A 16637-nucleotide genomic window follows, 5' to 3' on the forward strand; every position below is an offset into this window, starting at 1 on the left:
CGCTTGGCGCTGTCAGCGGACAACCACAGCTTGATAGGAGCGGCCGCGTTTCATCTGCTGAGCAACTCGTACGCCGCCCGCACCCGCTGCAAATCCCGCCCCAGCCTGCGGCTTGCCGGCAAAAGCCCCATCCACCCCATCCGCCGGACACTGGTCGCCAGCACCGCCCGCATCTCCGCGCTCTCCTGCGCCACCCACGCCGCCCAGCGCTCGCGCCCCTCGGTCAGCGTGCCGCTGGTGTGCAGGTAGATCGCGGTGGAGTGCGCGTAACACAGCGCATCGCGCACATGGCACACCGCCAGGGGCAACACGGCGGCGGGGTCGTCCTCAAAGTCGATGCAGGCCACTTCGCCATCGGGGCAGCGCACCATGTTGCGCGCAAAGGCCTGGCTCAGGCACGTGCCTTGGCGGTGCACCTGGGCCAGCGTGTCCAGCCCTTGCTGCCACAGCGCCAGCACGGTGGCCGTGTCGCCCGCCTGCACGGCATGGTCGATCTCGTTGCCCAGCGAATGAATCTCTTCCCCCGTGTGGCCCAGGTGGAGCATGGCAAAACCATGGGGCAAGGCGGCCAGCACCACGGGCACGCGGATGCCGCGCGCGGCCAGGTCACGCAGGCGCTGCACTTCGGTGGCAATGGCCGCAGGGCCGCCGGGGTTGGGCACGGGGCGCAGGGCGTCCAGCCGCAGCAGGGCGGCCAGCACGGCCATGGCGCGGTAGCGGCCCGTGCCGTGGGGCGCGCCGGCGCGCTTGATCCAGATCTGTTCGTGGCCCAGCACATGGGCCATCACGTTGTGGGGCTGGGTGGCCAGTTGCTGCTGCAAAAAGGCGGCGTAGTCCGGGGCGGTGGTGTGGGTGGGGGCGGATGCGTCCATCGTCAAGTTCATACGGCGGCATCCCCTGCCACCGCAGCAGCGGTGCCGACGGCTGCTGCGTGCACCAGCTCGACATGGTGGGGGATGGAGGGTTCCAGTGCAGGCTCGCTGGCCTGAAAGCTGTGCGCGCTGGCCAAGGGCCAGTACAGGCGGAACACGTTGTGCTGCGCGTCGAGCGGGCCCAGCAGCGCGCCCGGTTGCATGCGCGTGATCAGGTTGGACAGCAGGCGCACCTCGGTGTCGCTGATGCGGCGCACGATGTGGTGGGCCGTGATGTCCTTGGGGTGACGCAGCCCGGCGGCCTGCACCAGCTCCTGCAGCGCGTGCAGCGTGCTGCGGTGAAACTGCGCCACGCGCGTGGCCTTGTCGGGCACCACCAGGGCCTGCTGGCGCAGCGGGTCTTGGGTGGTCACGCCCGTGGGGCAGTGGCCGGTGTGGCAGTTTTGCGCCTGGATGCAGCCCAGCGCCATCATGAAGCCGCGCCCCGCGTTGCACCAGTCGGCGCCCAGCGCCATCATGCGAGCGATGTCGAAGGCGCTGATCACCTTGCCCGCGCAGCCAATGCGCACGCGGTCGCGCAGGTTCACGCCCACCAGCGTGTTGTGCACCAGCAGCAGGCCCTCTTGCAGCGGTGCACCCACGTGGTCGGTGAATTCCACCGGTGCCGCGCCCGTGCCGCCCTCGGCGCCATCGACCACGATGAAATCGGGCGTGATGCCGGTCACCAGCATGGCCTTGACGATGGCAAACCACTCCCACGGGTGGCCCAGGCAGAACTTGAAGCCCGTGGGCTTGCCGCCCGACAGGGTGCGCAGCCGCGCGATGAACTGCATCATTTCCACCGGGTTGCTGAACGCACTGTGGCTGGCGGGCGAGATGCAGGCTTCGCCCTCCTTCACCCCGCGCGCAGCGGCGATCTCGGCAGTCACCTTGGCCCCCGGCAGCACGCCGCCGTGGCCCGGCTTGGCGCCCTGGCTGAGCTTGAGCTCGATCATCTTCACCTGCGGGTCGGTGGCGCTGGCTGCAAAACGCTCTTCGCTGAACGTGCCATCGGGGTTGCGGCAGCCAAAGTAGCCCGAGCCGATTTCCCAAATCAGGTCGCCGCCGTGCACGCGGTGGTGTTGGCTGATACTGCCCTCGCCCGTGTCGTGCGCGAAGCCGCCTTTTTTTGCACCCTGGTTCAAAGCAAGGATCGCATTGGCCGACAGTGCGCCAAAGCTCATGGCCGAGATGTTGAACACGCTCGCATGGTAGGGCTGGGTGCAGGGCGATACCGATGGCGACGGCGCATCGGGGCTGCCACCGATCCACACGCGAAAGTCGTGCGACGGCAGCTGTGTGGGTGCGAGCGAGTGGTTCACCCATTCATAGCCCTGTGCGCCCACGTCCAGGTGCGTGCCGAAGGGGCGGTTGTCCGGGTCGCCCTTGGCGCGCTGGTAAACCAGCGAGCGCTGCGCGCGCGAAAACGGCGCGGCCTCGCTGTCGCTCTCGATGAAATACTGGCGCACCTCGGGCCGCACATATTCGAGCATGAAGCGGATGTGGCCGATGACCGGGTAGTTGCGCAAAATGGCGTGGCGCGACTGCTGCAGGTCGTACACGCCCACTGCTACCAGGGCAGCAAACACCAGCACCACGGGCAACCCCACGTGAAAAGCCACCAGCGCAAACAGCGACAGCAGCAGCCCGAAAACGCACAGCGCAAAGGCCGTGTAGCGCACCGGGTACAGGGAGTTCAGTTGGTGGAGCATGGGGGTCCTGGTTCTGGTGGCGGTGCGAGAGGGGGCTACACTGACCGCCTTTTTATCGGGTTGCCATGTTGCGCAAGGCGCTTTTGAGGCCCGGCACCACCCCGGGTCGCCGTACCTCCGCCGCTACACCAGCGCCACGGCACAAGGCCTGCGCATCATAAAAGTAAAACAATGTTTTACCGCCCCCGCTTTCTCGCTTGACGACCGGAGCCCCCCATGACCGAACCCACATCGCCCACTCCCTCCACCGACGATCTTGATGACCCCACGGGCGCCCCGGCCGCCGCACTGGGCCCTGAAGAGCTGGAAGAGATCGACAACATCCTCGACGACCTGCGCTCGCGCGGCGAGGAAATCCCGCAGTGGGAGTTCTGCGACGGTTTCATGACCGCGCTGATCTGCAGCCGCCGCCCCATCGCCCCGGCCGAGTACCTGCCCATGCTGCTGGGCGACGGCGCCGAGCTGGATGTTGCCGAAGGCGACCCGCTGCCCCAGTTGCCGGCCTTTGCTGACGCCGCCCAGCAGGCGCGCTTTTTAGAGCTGTGGAACCGCCGCTGGGCCGAAATCGCGACCCAGCTCGACACCGACGTGAAGACGCTGGACGACGACCGCACCTTCCAGCCCGAAGCCATGGACATGCGCGGCGCCGTGGCCAGCCTGACCGACGAGCAGCGCGCCGAAATGGGCGACGACCAGGAGATCCCGTCCTTCGGCCAGGTGTGGGCCCTGGGCTTCATGTTTGCGGTGGAAAACTGGCCCGAAGACTGGGCCGCCCCGCGCGACAAGGAAGCCGCCAAGTGGCTGGACGACGCGCTCGACCGCATCGTTGCCCTGACCGAAGACGACACCGGCAAGCCCGAAGTCTGCATGTACGACGAAGACGGCCCACCCAGCACCAGCCAGGCGCGCGTCGAGGCCTTCGGCGAAGCCATCTGGGCCGTGTACGACCTGCGCCAGCTGTGGAAGAGCATGGGCCCGCGCGTGGAGACGGTGCGCAAGGCGCCCGAGCCGGGGCGCAATGACCCGTGCCACTGCGGCAGCGGCAAGAAGTACAAGAAGTGCCACGGAGCTTGATTTTGTTGGGCAATTTGCTATTGATTGGATAGCTTTTGGCGCATGATGGATAAGCGCTAGAGCCTGTTTTGATCTGAAATTCCGCGCAGCGCGCCTTCGGGCGCGCTTTGTTTTTTGCAGAGCACACCGCATGAACCCCTCCACCCTGACCCGTCTGCGCGCCGAATGGGCGCCCAGCATTCCGCGCGAGCTGCTGGCCGGGGCCGTGGCCACGTTTGCGCTCATCCCCGAAGTCATCGCCTTCTCCTTCGTGGCGGGCGTGGACCCTTCGGTGGGGCTCTTCGCCTCGTTTGTCATCAGCCTGGTCATCGCCTTCACCGGCGGGCGGCCTGCGATGGTGTCGGCGGCGGCAGGCTCGGTGGCGCTGGTGGCTGCGCCGCTGGTGCAGTCGCACGGGCTGGGCTACCTGCTGGCGGCAGGGCTGCTGGCAGGCGCGGTGCAGGTGGCGTTTGGGCTGATGAAGCTGGGCGTGTTGATGCGCTTCGTGTCCAGCTCGGTGCGCACGGGCTTCGTCAATGCGCTGGCCATCCTGATCTTTGCCGCGCAACTGCCGCACCTGCACGGCGCCAGCACGGCCACCTGGGGGGCGCTGGCGTTGGGGCTGGCGCTCATCTACGGCCTGCCGTGGCTGGGCCAGCGGCTGGCATGGCCTGCGCTCACCGCCATTCCGTCACCGCTGATCTGCGTGGTGGTGCTCACGGTGCTGGCATCGGCGCTGGGGCTGCACCTGCCCACGGTGGGTGACCTGGGCAGACTGCCCGACGCGTTGCCTGTGTTTGCGCTGCCGCAGGTGCCCGCGTCGCTCGACACCCTGCGCATCATCTTGGTGCCCGCGCTGGCGATCGCCATGGTGGGCCTGCTCGAATCAGTGCTCACCGCCGCAGTGGTCGATGAGCTGACCGACACCCCCAGCGACAAGAACCGCGAATGTGCGGGGCTGGGCGTGGCCAACATCGCGGCCAGCCTGTTCGGCGGCATTGCGGGCTGCGGAATGATCGGCCAGGCTGTGGGCAACGTGAAGTACGGCGGGCGCGGGCGCCTGTCCACGTTGTTCGCCGGGGTGTTTTTGCTCATCCTCATGGTGGCGCTGAAAGACTGGGTATCCAAGGTGCCGGTGATTGCGCTGGTGGCCATCATGGTCATGGTGTCGGCCGAGACGTTCGACTGGAAGTCGCTCGGCGCCCTGGTGCGCCACCCGCGCCTGTCCAGCGCCGCCATGCTGGCCACCGTGGCCGTCACCATCGCCACCCACAACCTGGCGGCTGGCGTGGCCGTGGGCGTGGTGCTCAGCGGGGTGTTCTTTGCGTTCAAGGTCTCGCACATGCTGGAGGTGCGCGTGCACGACGATGCGGATGGCGCCGATCACGCAGATGGCGCTGGTGCCACGGCCTTGGGCCAGCGCACTTGGCGCGTGTCCGGCCAGGTGTTTTTTGCCTCGGCCGATGCGTTCATCGAGGCGTTCGACGTGCTGGGCGCCGAGGGCCGCGCGGTGGTCATCGACGTGATGCACGCCCACTTCTGGGACATCACCGCCGTTGCAGCGCTCGACAAGGTGGTGGAGCGCTTGCGCCACCATGGCTGCACGGTGCAGGTGCTGGGGCTCAATGAGGCCAGCGCGGTGCTGATTGATCGGATGGGAAGCGATGTCGCACCGGCCCGTGCGAAAGGAGGGGTGGTCGGTTGAGCGGGGAGGGGCCGCTGGCGTTATAGCGAAGGCGACCAGCCCCGCAGCACACCCAGCAGGCCCAGCGCTTGGCTGCCGGCCCTTTTGTCGCCGTGCACAGCATCGCCACATGTCCAGCCGCAATGCTCCGTGCCATTGCGGCAGTGGCAAGAAGTACAAGGGTGCTACGGGGTTTGGGGAGGGAGGCTACTGATTTGATAGCTGCGGGCGATTATTGGATAAGCGCTAGATGTCAATTTAGCTTGATTTTTCTACTGCTCCATGTTGCAGATGCGAGGGCGGGGTTCAAGGTGGGTAGTTGCCTGTCGCTGACCGAGCACGGTGATAGGGTGCTTTGGGCCCTGAGCTGCCGTTGTGAAGCCCCACCTGGAGGCTGCCTTTGACTTGTTGCACGCTGCTGTTGTAAATCCCGGTGTCTGCCTACAGGCAAGCTATAGTTTGCCGAGTTGACGCCTGTCGGGTTTCGCGGAATTTTTATGCCTGGACGGTTAAACAGGGCATGCCTTGCAAACCTATGCTACAAGCCAACTCCAGGAGAAATCAGTGTCCAGAATATCCCGCACGGCACAGCTTAGCCCGCAGGTTTTGCGGTCTAAATTACGTTAGGCGTCTTATGGACCTTCCTCCGCCATCCACTGCGGACTGGGGCGATATCGCAGGAGACTTCGACCTGGACTATGCATTCAGGAAATTTGGCGGTCAGACGTATCGAGAAGCAATTCGCTTGTTTGAGACGACTGATCTTCTGTCCCGAGTGGAAGATCTGAGCGTCATGCCGGACATCGCATTCCGGTACTACATGCTTGCTTACCGAGACTTTGTCTTGTCGCCGCGTGTGTTCGAAGTCAACTATGGCATAGATGCATCAACGGCCGCCGATAGCTTTCTAAATCTAATCATGCGTCGGCTGGAGACTTCTCCAGCGTCAATCAAGCCAATTCTTTCTGCCCTTTTGCCGGCCGCTCAGTACATTTCCGAACGCCAAGTTGAATACAGCGCCGATGAGGACATCTATGGGAAGTTTTCTGATGCAATGCTCCGCATCCAGGCCCTTGCAGTAGCAGCCTAACGCTTCCATCGAGAGGACGCGCCCCGGCAAGACGGGGCGCGCCTCTCATGTCAAACGTTATGCCTCTTCCGAAAGCGTTGTGAGTGAACTCGAATAAGAATGAACCGGTGGTTTTGGCAATCAAGGATGCGGAATCGGAGCTTCCTATCCCGACAGCCTGGCGCCCAGTCATTTGTAGAGTTGTTGATGCATTTGTGCGCCATGACTATCAACTCAATGCTGGTATACCTGGGGTGGCTCCGGTTTCTACTAAAACGGCGGAGCACATCAAAAGTTACATCCAAGACTACGGAGCAGAGTTGGTTGCGCTGCCGGAAGAAACGTGGGCTTCCTCGGTATGCATCTGGCAAGGCGATCGATGGGATGCACTTATTGATCTTTGGTCGCTTTCAGAGGGGAGAAGCGATCTTGTGCTGAGCCTTCAGGTATCAGAGGCTCAGGGCGGCTTCGAATTCGTCGTTTATATGGTCTATGTGCCCTAGTACAAAGCCGCATAACAGGTTGCTCGTCGCGGACACGCAGCCACAGGTTGCTGCTTCGCGGCGCGGGCTGCGCGCCGCACAGCGCCAACGTTAAGAAGCAATGTCAGTCATCGAAATCGAAATGGGGCCAGCTAGAGAGTCGCATGAGTGTGATTGCTGCGGTACGGTCATAGAGTCAACTCATGGCTATATCTATCGCGACAACGATGCTTATGCGGTGTACGAAGCATCTTGGTGTGAAGGGCATGCAGAAGCTCAGGTCAATGCACGCATCGAGATCGGCGGAGACTGGGGGGACGAAACGTCTCGACCAAATCATGCCTTCTTCGGTCTTCTCATCTTCCGAACGTCGACCCACAATGGCTTCTCGATGCTAGAACCTGAAGAGTCGCAGTGGATTTCCCCCGACTCTGAGAAAGACTTCCTGACGCGCGAGGCAGCCCTTGCGCACCCGTTGAAGTCAGAGATTTTTCACATTGCTGAGCATGTGGCAAAAGAAGATGGACGAATCAAAGCATTTCTTGATGCGCACCCGATTGCCTCTTAACAAATCGGCCCAGCACGGACGGCCTTCGGCCTCCGCTGGCCTTAATCGTTAAATCGCGCATGAAAAGCCAACTTTCTTGGTCAACGGGCATTGGAGCCGCCTTGTGTATTCTGGGCTTGGCGTACGCGGTTGTTGAAGGCATTGTTCCTTCGCTCCGGCCGGGCCCACCGCAGCAGGTTGCCGCATCTTGCGCCGCGCTTGGATCGGCAAGTTCCACTACTGAGATTACGGGAATGGCAAAAGAACGCAGCTGGAAAAGTCAGGTTGTCGGCTCCAGTGTCTTCGTACAAGTCGGTTCTGGGTGCGTTTGCGCTCTCGAACTTGCGCAAGGCCGTGTGTCGCAGCATAGGACGCTGTGCAATGGCTGAACGGCTTAACATGTCAGTCAACCCGGCCGCCAGCAGCGGCCGGTCACCTTCATGTTGAGCGTCTGCTTTCATCTGCGGCCACAGACCGCTCCTGGCCGATAGCGGGCGTGTTGCCAAGCGCTGGTACGGTTGTACCAACTGCCTCCGCACAGACTTTCGAGGGCAGAGCTCGGCTGCGGTCGAACCGGTCGCTGAAACCCCTCCGTTTTGGCCGCGTTGCTAAGCCTCAATCACTTCTCCGAAGATGGCAGGCACTGAGTCGGAAAACCACAATACTTGCATTCTCTAGTGAATAGCGACGCAGTCGGGACACCATCTTCGACCGTGGAGCCAATAAAAGGCTTTGTGCAGGAGGGACATTTAACAGAAGCAATGGCACCGAGTAAGAAAAGTGCCGTGAAGAAGCTCGCAAGGGCACCTACCAGTGCCACGTTGCTCAATGAGTTGGGGAAAAGAAGAGGTTGAATCCCAAGCGACAGAAAGCACACCGTTGCAACCGCTAGCGCCGCCTTGCAGCAGCGTTGGAGCAATTTGATTTTTGTGAGCTTCATTGCAATGTATTAGGCGTAGGGGCGACTTACGATTTCAAGCCGCAAGGCACCAGTTCTAGCAGACTTCCCGCCAAGTGAACCATGGGCACATTTGCTAGAGACTGCTTTTTGCCGAGAGCCGCAGTTCCCAATGCAATGAGCGATCTGCGTCACCGCAACACCACCCCTCACCCCTGCGCCAAAAACTTCTTCAAATTCCCCGCCGCCGTACTCCGCACCTTGCGCTTGAGCGATGGCGACCAGCCCAGCAGCAGCCCTGGCGCCCCCAGCGCCTGCCGTGCCCAGCGCCAGAAGTTGAAGCGGTCGCGGTGGGTGGCGATCAGCCCGTCGGGCGTGAAGGTGAAGGTGCCGTCGATGATGTTGTGCACCTTGCGCCCCGTGGCGCTGAAGAGGTAGTGCGCCTCCCAGTGCGCCTTGCCGCCGGCCGCGTCGGCTTCGATACCGCTGAACGTGAGCTTCCAGTGCTCGGCCGCGCCGGGCTTTTTGGTGGCGGTGCACAGCATGCGCCACATGCCGCCGATCTGGTCGCGGCCCTTCAGGGAAAAGGCCTCGTCGTCGAACGTGGCGTTGGGCGCATAGCAGGCGGCCATGGTGGCGTGGTCAAGCTGCGCAAACGCGGTGTAGAAGCGCTGCAGGGTCTGGGCGTTGGGGTGCATGGGGTCTCCTCCTCAAGGGCGCCCATGCTACACCGGTGCCTGCCTGTTGCATGCCGCTTGGGCGACCGGGCCGTGTGGTGCGTTCTCAACGGGTGCGCAGCCCGCCGATGCGCCGGCGCTTGATGTCATCCAGTCCGTCCAGCACCTGGATGCCATGTGCATACCCCTGCTGCACGATCTGCTCGAAGCGGTTCCACTGCAGCATGCCGACGCGGTCCATGGGGGGGTTGAAGTACAGGTCGGTGAGCTGCTGCGACTGGCGCTGGCGCGACATGCTGTACAGGATGGTGACCTGCATGAGGTAGCTGGCCAGCGAGGGCAGCTTGTAGCGGCGCTGGGCGCGCGGGCGCAGCTTGTCGCGCAGCAGGGCCCAGCTGGTGGGGATGTCGTCCAGCTCGATGCGGCGCGGCTTGCGGAAGTTCAGGTCCACGCCGATCACCGTGCCCACGCCGCGCATGCTGCTGCGCATCACGTCCACCGGAAAGTTGTTGAACGTGCCACCGTCGCACAGCAGGTCGCCTTCGTGCACCACGGGCGGCAATGCACCGGGGATGGAGATGCTGGCCAGCAGCGACTTCACCAGGCTGCCACGGCGCACCACCTGTTCGCTGGCGCGCGAGTAGTTGGTGGCCACGCAGTAGTAGTTCTTCCACAGGTCTTCCACCTGGGCCGGGAAGCCCACCAGGCTCCCCACGGCCTCGTGCAGGATGTGGCGCAGTCGGCGGCCCTTGATGAGCGACATCAGCGGCAGCAGGTTGAAGTCTCCCGTGGGGTTGGTGCGAAACGCCTCTCGGGCGTTGGCCATCACCGTCGCCAGCGGCCGGTCGGATGCCACATACGCGGCCATGACCGATCCGATGCTGGTGCCGCCCACGCAGTCGATCTCCACGCCTTCCTCCTGCAGCGCGCGGTAGATGCCCAGGTGCGCAAAGCCGCGCGCACCGCCGCCCGCCAGCACCAGGCCGACGGCGGTGCGGCTCTGGATGCGGGCCAGGCGCGCCATGTCGCGGTCGAGGGTGGGGCGCACATGCACGTGGTCGGACACGGGGCGGCGGTCCAGCCATTGCTGGGTGCCACGCGGGCACTGCGTGCCTTCCGGGTGCAGCAGCACCAGGATCTCGGCGGCCTCGGCCAGGGGCGCGCGGCGCAGCAGGCAGTTTTCTTCGATGGGGTGGATGGCGGGCTCGGCCTGAGCGTCGGCCAGCAGCAGCAACTCGTCGCAGTGGCGGCTCACGCGCCGCGTCCAGGGCGTGGGCTCGGGGTCTGCCAGAAGCAGCACGAAGTCGTTGCGGGCCTCGATCTCGTCGAGCAGCATGGCGATGCGGCGGTTGGCAGTGGCATCGGCGCCTTCGCGCTGGGCAATGCCGGGCTCGTGCAGCTCTGCGTCTACGGTGGCGGAGTCGACCACACGCACGCGGCCGATGGTGCCCAGCTGGCGCGCCAGGCTCTGGCCAAAGCCCTGCAGGTCCACGCAGTTGCTCACGGGCAGCAGGCCCATGGCCACGGGCCGCTCTTGTGCGGCCGTGTGGGTGGCGGTGCCCGTTTGCAGGCGCTGGATGATCTGGCGCGTGAGGGCAATCGACACCTGGGCGCTGCTGGCCAGCAGGGTCTTGAACACATCCTTGGTCAGTCGCACCAGCACCGAGTCGCGCACGGCGACCACGGTGGCGGCGCGCGGTGCGTCGGTGAACAGGCTGATCTCGCCAATCACCTGGCCCCGGCCCATATCGGCCACACGGCGCTGCGGGCCGATGCTGCCGTCATCGCTGCGCACATAGGCACGCAGGCGGCCGCTCACGGTGAGGTACATCGACTCGCCGGGCTCGCCCTGCGCCATCAGCGTGCTGCCGCCGGGCACCTCCACCCACTCCAGCTGGGCGCGCAGCAGCTCCAGCGCTTCGGGTTCGATGCCTGGCAGAAAGCTGCGCAGGTGCTCGGTGAGCAGTTGGTTCTGGGTGGCGGTAAAGGGGGGCATGGTCACGCAATCGGCAAGGCTCGGTGGGGCGCTGCGGAAAGCGGGGGGCTCGCCAACACGTCGTGTTTGCGATGGGTTCCGCAGCGTGCGAAGCGGCGGATTCTAGGAACGCAAGGGCACCTGTGCGCACTGTGCAAGGCATGGTGGCCGGGCAACGCGTGAATAAATGCACGGCGGGCCCTTGCGATTGCCCTTCCGTGCCGATGCGGAGCGGGTCGTCAGCGCATGAAGGCGCTCAGCGCGCGGGCCGTGGCCTCGGGCAATTGCTCGGGGATGAAGTGCCCTGCAGGCACGGCCTGGCCCGTCACCACGCCCGCGCATTGCGCCTGCCATAGAGCCAGTGGGTCGAACAGGCGGTGCACCACGCCGTGTTCGCCCCAGATCACCAGCGTGTCGCACGCGATCTTCTCGCCGCGCGCGCGGCTTTCGCGGTCATGCTCCAGGTCGATGCCTGCGCTGGCGCGGTAGTCTTCGCACGCGGTGTGGATGGCTTCGGGCGTGCAAAAGCAGCGCTCATAGTCGGCCAGGGCCTGGGGCTCGATGTGGGCCAGGCCCGCGCTGCCCCAGCCGCCCAGCTTGGCGTGCAGGTAGGCGAGCGGGTTGCCGCCAATCATGGCCTCCGGCAGCGGGGCGGGCTGGATGAGGTGGAACCAGTGGTAGTAGGCGCGCGCAAACTCCATGTCGGTACGCGCGTACATGTCGAGCGTAGGGGCGATGTCGATCACGCACAGCTTCTTCACGCGCGCGGCGTAGTCCAGCGCGAGGCGGTGGGCCACACGGCCGCCCCGGTCGTGGCCGCACAGAAAGAACGCGCCGTGACCCAGCGCGGTCATCACCTCGGCCATGTCCTGCGCCATGGCGCGTTTGCTGTAGTTGCGGTGGTCGGGTTGGCCGGGTGCGTGGGACGAGTCGCCATAGCCGCGTAAATCGGGCATCACCAGAAAGTAGTCGCGCGCCAGCTGCTGCGCCACGCGGTGCCACAGCGCATGCGTTTGCGGAAAGCCGTGCAGCAGGAGCAGGGGCGGTGCACCCACGGTACCGCCGATGCGGACAAAAATCTCGGCGCCAGCGGTGGAGATGCGCTGGGTGGTGAAGCCTTCAAACCAGGTAGGTGAGGTCATGCGGGATGCGGCGATGGTTGAATGCATTAGGGCGACAGGCTGAGTTGGCGTGTGCGCCCCTTCAGGCGCCTACCCGGGGGGTCAGCCCAGCAGAAACCCCAGCAACCGCTGCAGTGCGTAGCGCACCGTGGCCGCACGGATGGCGGCGCGGTCGCCCGCAAAGTGCTGCATCTCGCTGTGGGTTTCGCCATTCACGCACCAGGCAAACCACACAGTGCCCACGGGCTTGGCCTCGCTGCCGCCTGTAGGGCCGGCCACGCCGGTTACGGCCAGGCTCACATGCGCCTGGGAATGGGCCAGCGCCCCATCGGCCATCGCACGGGCCACGGCCTCACTCACGGCGCCTTCCTGCTCAATGAGTGCGGCGGGCACGCCCAGCATCTCGACCTTGGCGGCGTTGGAGTAGGTGACAAAGCCGCGCTCGAACCACTGGCTGGAGCCCGCCAGGTCGGTGCAGGCCGCCGCGATCATGCCGCCCGAGCAGCTTTCGGCCGTGGCCAGCAGGTGGCTGTGTTTGAGCAATTCCAGAGAAATTTGGGTCAAATTGGCCTCTAGCGCTGATGTATCAAGCGCTAGTAGCTCTTTATTTGATAGCGATGCGGTTGTCATACAAACCTCCACACTGCAATGACCAGCAGGGTACAGAAGGCTGCCACAAAGTCGTCCCACAAGATACCCCAGCCGCCGCGCCAGCCAAAGCCCTTGAACAGGCTGTCGGCCCAACCCACCGGCCCGGGTTTGGCCGCGTCAAAGAATCGGAACAGCCCAAAAGCCACCAGCTGCCCCCACCAGCCCATGGGCATGGCCAGCCACAGCACCAGCCAGAAGGCCACCACCTCGTCCCACACGATGCTGCCGGGGTCGGCCACGGCCATGTTGCGCGCGGTGGTGGTGCAGGCCCACCAGCCCACTACGGTGCTGGCGGCAATCAGCAGGCCCATGTGTTGGGGTGACAGCCATTGCTGCAGTGCAAGGTAGCTGAGCCAGGCCCACAGCGTGCCCACGGTGCCCGGCGCCACGCGCGACAGCCCGGCGCCAAAACCCAGTGCGATGAAGTGGGCCGGGTGGGAAAACATGAACGCCACGGTAGGGCGGCGGGAGGGCAGGGGCTGCGGGGGCTCGGAAACGGTCATGGCACGAGGGAGGGGCTGTCAGGCGCTGGCGGCCACGTCTGCCCCTGCGGGCAGGCGCACCAGCAACACGGGCACGGGCGCGGTGCGTGCAATCTGCTCGGCATCGCTGCCCATCAGCACGCGGGCCAGGCCACGGCGCCCGTGCGTGCCCAGCACGATCAGGTCGGCCCCCCAGGCCTGGGCATGCTCCACCACCAGCTGCGCCACGCGGGCGTCCAGGTTTTCAATCAGCACAGTGTCTACCGGTACACCGCGTTGCGCCACGCGCTCCTGGGCCTGGTGCAGCAGGGCTTCGCCGGCCTTGCGCAGGCGGGGTAGTACCTCCTGGCTGTAGACCTCGGGCTGCTCAAAGCCGCTGATGTGGGCCACCGGGTCCATCACATTCAGCAGCCGGATGCGGCCGCCCGTGGATTGCGCGAGGCTGGTGGCCTGGGCCACGGCGTGGTCCGAGGTGGGGCTGCCGTCAACGGCAACGAGGATGTGTTGGTAACTCATGGTGGGGCTGGCTCCTCGGGCTTTTTCGTGGGGCGCTGCTGTCGATTGTGAACGACTGTTGTGGGTGGGTGCGGGCTGCAGTTGCCGGTTCACTGGCGTTCTTGCAGCTCCACATCCTTGGGGTAGCGGATGGTGTGCTCGGCGCTGAACTGCGCCGTGGCGCCTGCGGCCAGCGGCTGCTGCCAGGCCACGGTGCCGGGCGTGCGGTTCCAGGCCGTGTCGGTGGGCTGGGGCTGGTAGCGCGATTCAACCTCGATCTTCTCGTTGCGCGATACCGGCGCGGCATGCAGCACCTGCAGCGTGATGCCGGTCTTGTGGCGGTTCTCCACGCTGTAGGCGCGGCGGGTCTTGCGCTCGGTGCGCGAGCCGGTAAAGCCGGTGCTGCCCGTCAGGTCCTGCACAGGCTCGGCGCGCACGGTGACGAGTTCATCGCGGCCAAACGACAGGCTGGTGCTGCCCGCCGGGGCGCCCGCGCTGGGCGTGCCGAAGTCGATGCGCCCGTTGCCCACAAACGCGCCGTCGCGGTACAGGCCTGCAGGCCCTGCGGGCCACACGCCCGGCGGCTGGGCCATGTGGGCCACCAGGTAGGCGGCTTCTTCCACGGCGGGGGCTGTGCGGGTGATCAGCGTGGCGGGGGCCGTGTGGTTGCCCAGCGCCAGCGTCACGCGCTGGCCGCTCGATGGCACGGTGATGCGCTGCGGCACGGCGAATTCGGTGGCAAAGCCCTTGTCGAGGGTGCTGACGTCGAAGGTGGGCATGGCCTCCTCGACCGCGTTGCGCGAGCGTGCCACGGGCGAAGGCGCTGCCGCCATTGCCATCACGGGGGCGGCTGCGGCCACGGGGCGCGGCGGCGGGGCCACATCCAGCGTCCATTCGCGCGGCAAGCGACCCTGCGTGGCGCGGCCTGGTTGGCCGGTGGACAGGGTCAGTTGAACGTTGCTCCAGTCTTCGCCACTGTTTTGCGCCACCAGCGCCTGGCGCTCGATCAGCACGGTGGATTTGGTGGCATCCAGCGTGGCACGGTAGGTGGGTTGCCAGCCAGGGCCGCGTACCTGGTAAGACAGGCGCAGCTCGGCCTCGCGCTCGGCGGCCAGGTTGATGGTGACGGACACCACCCGCGCACGCTGGCTGGCCACACGGTCGCGCTCGGCCACCAGGGGCTTGAGGGCCAGCTCCAGCGCCTCCTGCTTGCGTTGCAGTTGGTGCGCGCGTGCAAAGCTGTCTTGGCCAGACTTGCGCAGCACATCGGCGGTAGCGGTGATCTGTGCGGGCGTCGGGGTGGCGACACGGGGGGCGCTTGTAGCAGGCGCTGCCGCCTCTTGGCCATTGCCGGTCTGTGCCACGCTGCGCAGGTAACCATCCACCAGTTGCAGGGCGGAGGCTTCGGCCTTCACTCCCGCGATCTGGTCTTCCAGCTCGCGGATGCGGCCGTCCAGCGGGCTCGCGCAGCCTGCCGCCACATCGCGGTCCTCGGTGAGCACGTTGAACTCGCCCACACGCACGGCAGGGTCGGCGTTGATCTGCAGGCTTTGTGCATCCAGCGACGCGGGCAGGCAGGCCAGCGTGAGGCTGCGCGCGCCCGCAGGCACCTTGGCCACACGCTCCACCGTGGCGCTGCCGGGGTAGACGGTGACGCGGGCGATACGGGAGGTGTCCTGGGCGTGGGCCGACGAGGCCGCGATGGAGAGCAGTGCTGTGCTCAAAAGGCCCAAGGTACGGTGCAGGCGCGGGATATTGGGGCTATGAATCACGGGACTCCTTGGGCGTGGATGGACAGCGAAGGATGCTAGCAGCCCGAGCTGCGGATGCAGTGCCCCCGCGTGGTGTGCCTCCGGTGATTCGTGGGGGGATCGCGCTACCGCCGCTCAATCAGCTCTATCTGATAGCCGTCAGGGTCTTCAATGAAGGCAATGTTTTCTGCTGAAGTCCGGTCCGGAGAGAGGGACTGCATGGGTCCCGCCTCGCGAACTACCGAAACCCCGGCGGCTTGCAGGCTGTCGCAGCTTTTGGCCACACTGTGAACGGCCAACGCGATGTGTCCGTAGGCCGTCCCACGTTGATAGGCAGACTGGTCCCAGTTGTAGGTCAGTTCAATGCTGGCGTCGGTGGACTCGTGGCCATAGCCGACAAAAGCCAAGGTGAAGCGGCCTTGGGGGAAGCGCTCCTGGCGGTGCAGGCGCATCCCCAGTTTGTTGGTGTAGAACTCGATGGACCGCTCCAGATCTGCCACCCGCAACATGGTATGCAGCAATCGGGTGGGCCGGGGGCTCAGTCCTTCATCGTCAAAAGTCGTCATGGTGGGCCTTGGGGTGGTTTGAACACACGGTGTGGCAATGTGGGGCGATACAGTCGCACACACCGTGTTGAGGCGTGCTGGATTTACCCGTGGGATGCTGCTTCGCCCAGCTCCTGGTTGGTGTAGGCCTTGCCGCCAATGCCCCACATGCAGTCCACCGCGTATTTCAGGTTGACCCAGATGTTTTCGCGGGGCTGCTTGCCGCCGCAGGCTTCAAAGAGGATCTCGGTGGCCTCGGCGACATAGGCGGTTTGCACTTCCCGCGTGGCAAATGCAAATGACGGCGTGAGCCATTCCACGATGGCGACGTTGGTCGGGCTTGTTCCCGCGTAGGTGCTGCCCTCAGGGAGCTCTGAAATATGCCCAATGACGTTGGGTGTGAAGAACTTGTTGCCAGCCAAGCCGTGCAGCTTGAGAAAGGCCTCCGACAGGCGTGCCATGGTGCTTTGCTGGCGGTTTTTGGGCAGGATGCCTTCGGTGATGATGAGTGTGAGGGGCATAGCAGCTTCAGAAAGTTGATGGCTTGGTGCGGACCATCCGCACACCCGGACTGTCGCGAATCG

General features: G+C 65.0%; 17 protein-coding genes. 6 read left to right on the forward strand and 11 right to left on the reverse strand.

The annotated features are described in order from the left end of the window. Window positions 1-50: 50 nt before the first annotated feature. Together ACSQ22_RS14160 and ACSQ22_RS14165 are read right to left on the reverse strand one after the other, a co-directional pair. Window positions 51-872 carry a hypothetical protein gene (locus tag ACSQ22_RS14160; protein ID WP_436130688.1) on the reverse strand — a complete coding sequence of 274 codons (822 nt, stop codon included), beginning with the start codon at window positions 870-872 and terminating at the stop codon, window positions 51-53. A gap of 8 nt (window positions 873-880) precedes the next feature. Then, window positions 881-2623 (reverse strand): FMN-binding glutamate synthase family protein, encoded by a 1743-nt coding sequence (locus ACSQ22_RS14165; RefSeq protein ID WP_436130689.1) that lies wholly within the window; start codon window positions 2621-2623, stop codon window positions 881-883. 216 nt (window positions 2624-2839) lie between these two features. On the opposite strand from ACSQ22_RS14165, the gene ACSQ22_RS14170 reads away from it, so the two are divergent. The 6 genes from ACSQ22_RS14170 (at window position 2840) to ACSQ22_RS14195 (ending at window position 7479) form a co-directional block, all read left to right on the forward strand. Next, window positions 2840-3697 carry a UPF0149 family protein gene (locus ACSQ22_RS14170; protein WP_436130690.1) on the forward strand — a complete coding sequence of 286 codons (858 nt, stop codon included), beginning with the start codon at window positions 2840-2842 and terminating at the stop codon, window positions 3695-3697. 130 nt (window positions 3698-3827) lie between these two features. After that, window positions 3828-5381: a SulP family inorganic anion transporter gene (locus ACSQ22_RS14175; protein ID WP_436130691.1), complete on the forward strand. Its 1554-nt coding sequence runs from the start codon at window positions 3828-3830 to the stop codon at window positions 5379-5381. 109 nt (window positions 5382-5490) lie between these two features. Continuing rightward, a complete protein-coding gene (locus tag ACSQ22_RS14180) occupies window positions 5491-5574 on the forward strand; it encodes an SEC-C metal-binding domain-containing protein (protein ID WP_121508317.1) in 84 nt (27 codons plus the stop codon). Window positions 5575-5994: 420 nt separating this feature from the next. Further along, window positions 5995-6450, forward strand: coding sequence for a hypothetical protein (locus ACSQ22_RS14185; RefSeq protein WP_436130692.1), 456 nt, complete (start codon window positions 5995-5997; stop codon window positions 6448-6450). Window positions 6451-6533: 83 nt separating this feature from the next. Continuing rightward, window positions 6534-6932, forward strand: a complete 399-nt coding sequence (locus tag ACSQ22_RS14190) for a DUF7668 domain-containing protein (RefSeq protein ID WP_436130693.1) — start codon at window positions 6534-6536, stop codon at window positions 6930-6932. Between the two features lie 100 nt (window positions 6933-7032). Beyond that, complete coding sequence (locus tag ACSQ22_RS14195) at window positions 7033-7479, forward strand: hypothetical protein (protein WP_436130694.1); 447 nt, start codon at window positions 7033-7035, stop codon at window positions 7477-7479. 1086 nt (window positions 7480-8565) lie between these two features. Here ACSQ22_RS14195 and ACSQ22_RS14200 read toward each other — a convergent pair. From ACSQ22_RS14200 to ACSQ22_RS14240, 9 genes are all read right to left on the reverse strand, one after another. Then, window positions 8566-9054 (reverse strand): nuclear transport factor 2 family protein, encoded by a 489-nt coding sequence (locus ACSQ22_RS14200; RefSeq protein WP_218301436.1) that lies wholly within the window; start codon window positions 9052-9054, stop codon window positions 8566-8568. An 85-nt stretch (window positions 9055-9139) separates the two neighbouring features. Next, the gene (locus ACSQ22_RS14205; protein WP_436130695.1) at window positions 9140-11029 is read right to left on the reverse strand and encodes a patatin-like phospholipase family protein; all 1890 of its coding nucleotides are present in this window, start codon (window positions 11027-11029) and stop codon (window positions 9140-9142) included. 218 nt (window positions 11030-11247) lie between these two features. Continuing rightward, window positions 11248-12150: an alpha/beta fold hydrolase gene (locus ACSQ22_RS14210; RefSeq protein ID WP_436130696.1), complete on the reverse strand. Its 903-nt coding sequence runs from the start codon at window positions 12148-12150 to the stop codon at window positions 11248-11250. Window positions 12151-12231: 81 nt separating this feature from the next. Next, on the reverse strand, window positions 12232-12759 hold the full coding sequence (locus tag ACSQ22_RS14215; protein WP_436130697.1) for a CinA family protein: 528 nt from the start codon (window positions 12757-12759) through the stop codon (window positions 12232-12234). Continuing rightward, window positions 12756-13283, reverse strand: a complete 528-nt coding sequence (locus ACSQ22_RS14220; RefSeq protein WP_218301440.1) for a phosphatidylglycerophosphatase A family protein — start codon at window positions 13281-13283, stop codon at window positions 12756-12758. Before ACSQ22_RS14220 ends, ACSQ22_RS14215 begins: the two co-directional genes overlap by 4 nt. Window positions 13284-13301: 18 nt before the next feature. Then, entirely contained in the window at window positions 13302-13778 is a 477-nt protein-coding gene (locus ACSQ22_RS14225) for a universal stress protein (protein ID WP_121421435.1), read from the reverse strand. Window positions 13779-13867: 89 nt separating this feature from the next. After that, on the reverse strand, window positions 13868-15529 hold the full coding sequence (locus ACSQ22_RS14230) for a DUF4139 domain-containing protein (protein WP_436130698.1): 1662 nt from the start codon (window positions 15527-15529) through the stop codon (window positions 13868-13870). Between the two features lie 104 nt (window positions 15530-15633). After that, entirely contained in the window at window positions 15634-16074 is a 441-nt protein-coding gene (gene gloA / locus ACSQ22_RS14235) for a lactoylglutathione lyase (protein ID WP_436130699.1), read from the reverse strand. Window positions 16075-16157: 83 nt separating this feature from the next. Beyond that, entirely contained in the window at window positions 16158-16574 is a 417-nt protein-coding gene (locus ACSQ22_RS14240) for a 4-oxalocrotonate tautomerase (RefSeq protein WP_436130700.1), read from the reverse strand. Between the last annotated feature and the right edge of the window lie 63 nt (window positions 16575-16637).

The organism is Acidovorax sp. LjRoot38, from assembly GCF_964252975.1.
Classification (GTDB): domain Bacteria; phylum Pseudomonadota; class Gammaproteobacteria; order Burkholderiales; family Burkholderiaceae_C; genus Acidovorax; species Acidovorax facilis.

Excerpts from the sequence above, each read along its gene's own strand:
- ACSQ22_RS14160 (WP_436130688.1), bottom strand. The coding sequence starts at position 872 with ATGGACGCATCCGCCCCCACCCACACCACCGCCCCGGACTACGCCGCC.
- ACSQ22_RS14165 (WP_436130689.1), bottom strand. The coding sequence starts at position 2,623 with ATGCTCCACCAACTGAACTCCCTGTACCCGGTGCGCTACACGGCCTTT.
- ACSQ22_RS14170 (WP_436130690.1), top strand. The coding sequence starts at position 2,840 with ATGACCGAACCCACATCGCCCACTCCCTCCACCGACGATCTTGATGAC.
- ACSQ22_RS14175 (WP_436130691.1), top strand. The coding sequence starts at position 3,828 with ATGAACCCCTCCACCCTGACCCGTCTGCGCGCCGAATGGGCGCCCAGC.
- ACSQ22_RS14180 (WP_121508317.1), top strand. The coding sequence starts at position 5,491 with ATGTCCAGCCGCAATGCTCCGTGCCATTGCGGCAGTGGCAAGAAGTAC.
- ACSQ22_RS14185 (WP_436130692.1), top strand. The coding sequence starts at position 5,995 with ATGGACCTTCCTCCGCCATCCACTGCGGACTGGGGCGATATCGCAGGA.
- ACSQ22_RS14195 (WP_436130694.1), top strand. The coding sequence starts at position 7,033 with ATGTCAGTCATCGAAATCGAAATGGGGCCAGCTAGAGAGTCGCATGAG.
- ACSQ22_RS14200 (WP_218301436.1), bottom strand. The coding sequence starts at position 9,054 with ATGCACCCCAACGCCCAGACCCTGCAGCGCTTCTACACCGCGTTTGCG.
- ACSQ22_RS14205 (WP_436130695.1), bottom strand. The coding sequence starts at position 11,029 with ATGCCCCCCTTTACCGCCACCCAGAACCAACTGCTCACCGAGCACCTG.
- ACSQ22_RS14210 (WP_436130696.1), bottom strand. The coding sequence starts at position 12,150 with ATGACCTCACCTACCTGGTTTGAAGGCTTCACCACCCAGCGCATCTCC.
- ACSQ22_RS14215 (WP_436130697.1), bottom strand. The coding sequence starts at position 12,759 with ATGACAACCGCATCGCTATCAAATAAAGAGCTACTAGCGCTTGATACA.
- ACSQ22_RS14220 (WP_218301440.1), bottom strand. The coding sequence starts at position 13,283 with ATGACCGTTTCCGAGCCCCCGCAGCCCCTGCCCTCCCGCCGCCCTACC.
- ACSQ22_RS14225 (WP_121421435.1), bottom strand. The coding sequence starts at position 13,778 with ATGAGTTACCAACACATCCTCGTTGCCGTTGACGGCAGCCCCACCTCG.
- gloA (WP_436130699.1), bottom strand. The coding sequence starts at position 16,074 with ATGACGACTTTTGACGATGAAGGACTGAGCCCCCGGCCCACCCGATTG.
- ACSQ22_RS14240 (WP_436130700.1), bottom strand. The coding sequence starts at position 16,574 with ATGCCCCTCACACTCATCATCACCGAAGGCATCCTGCCCAAAAACCGC.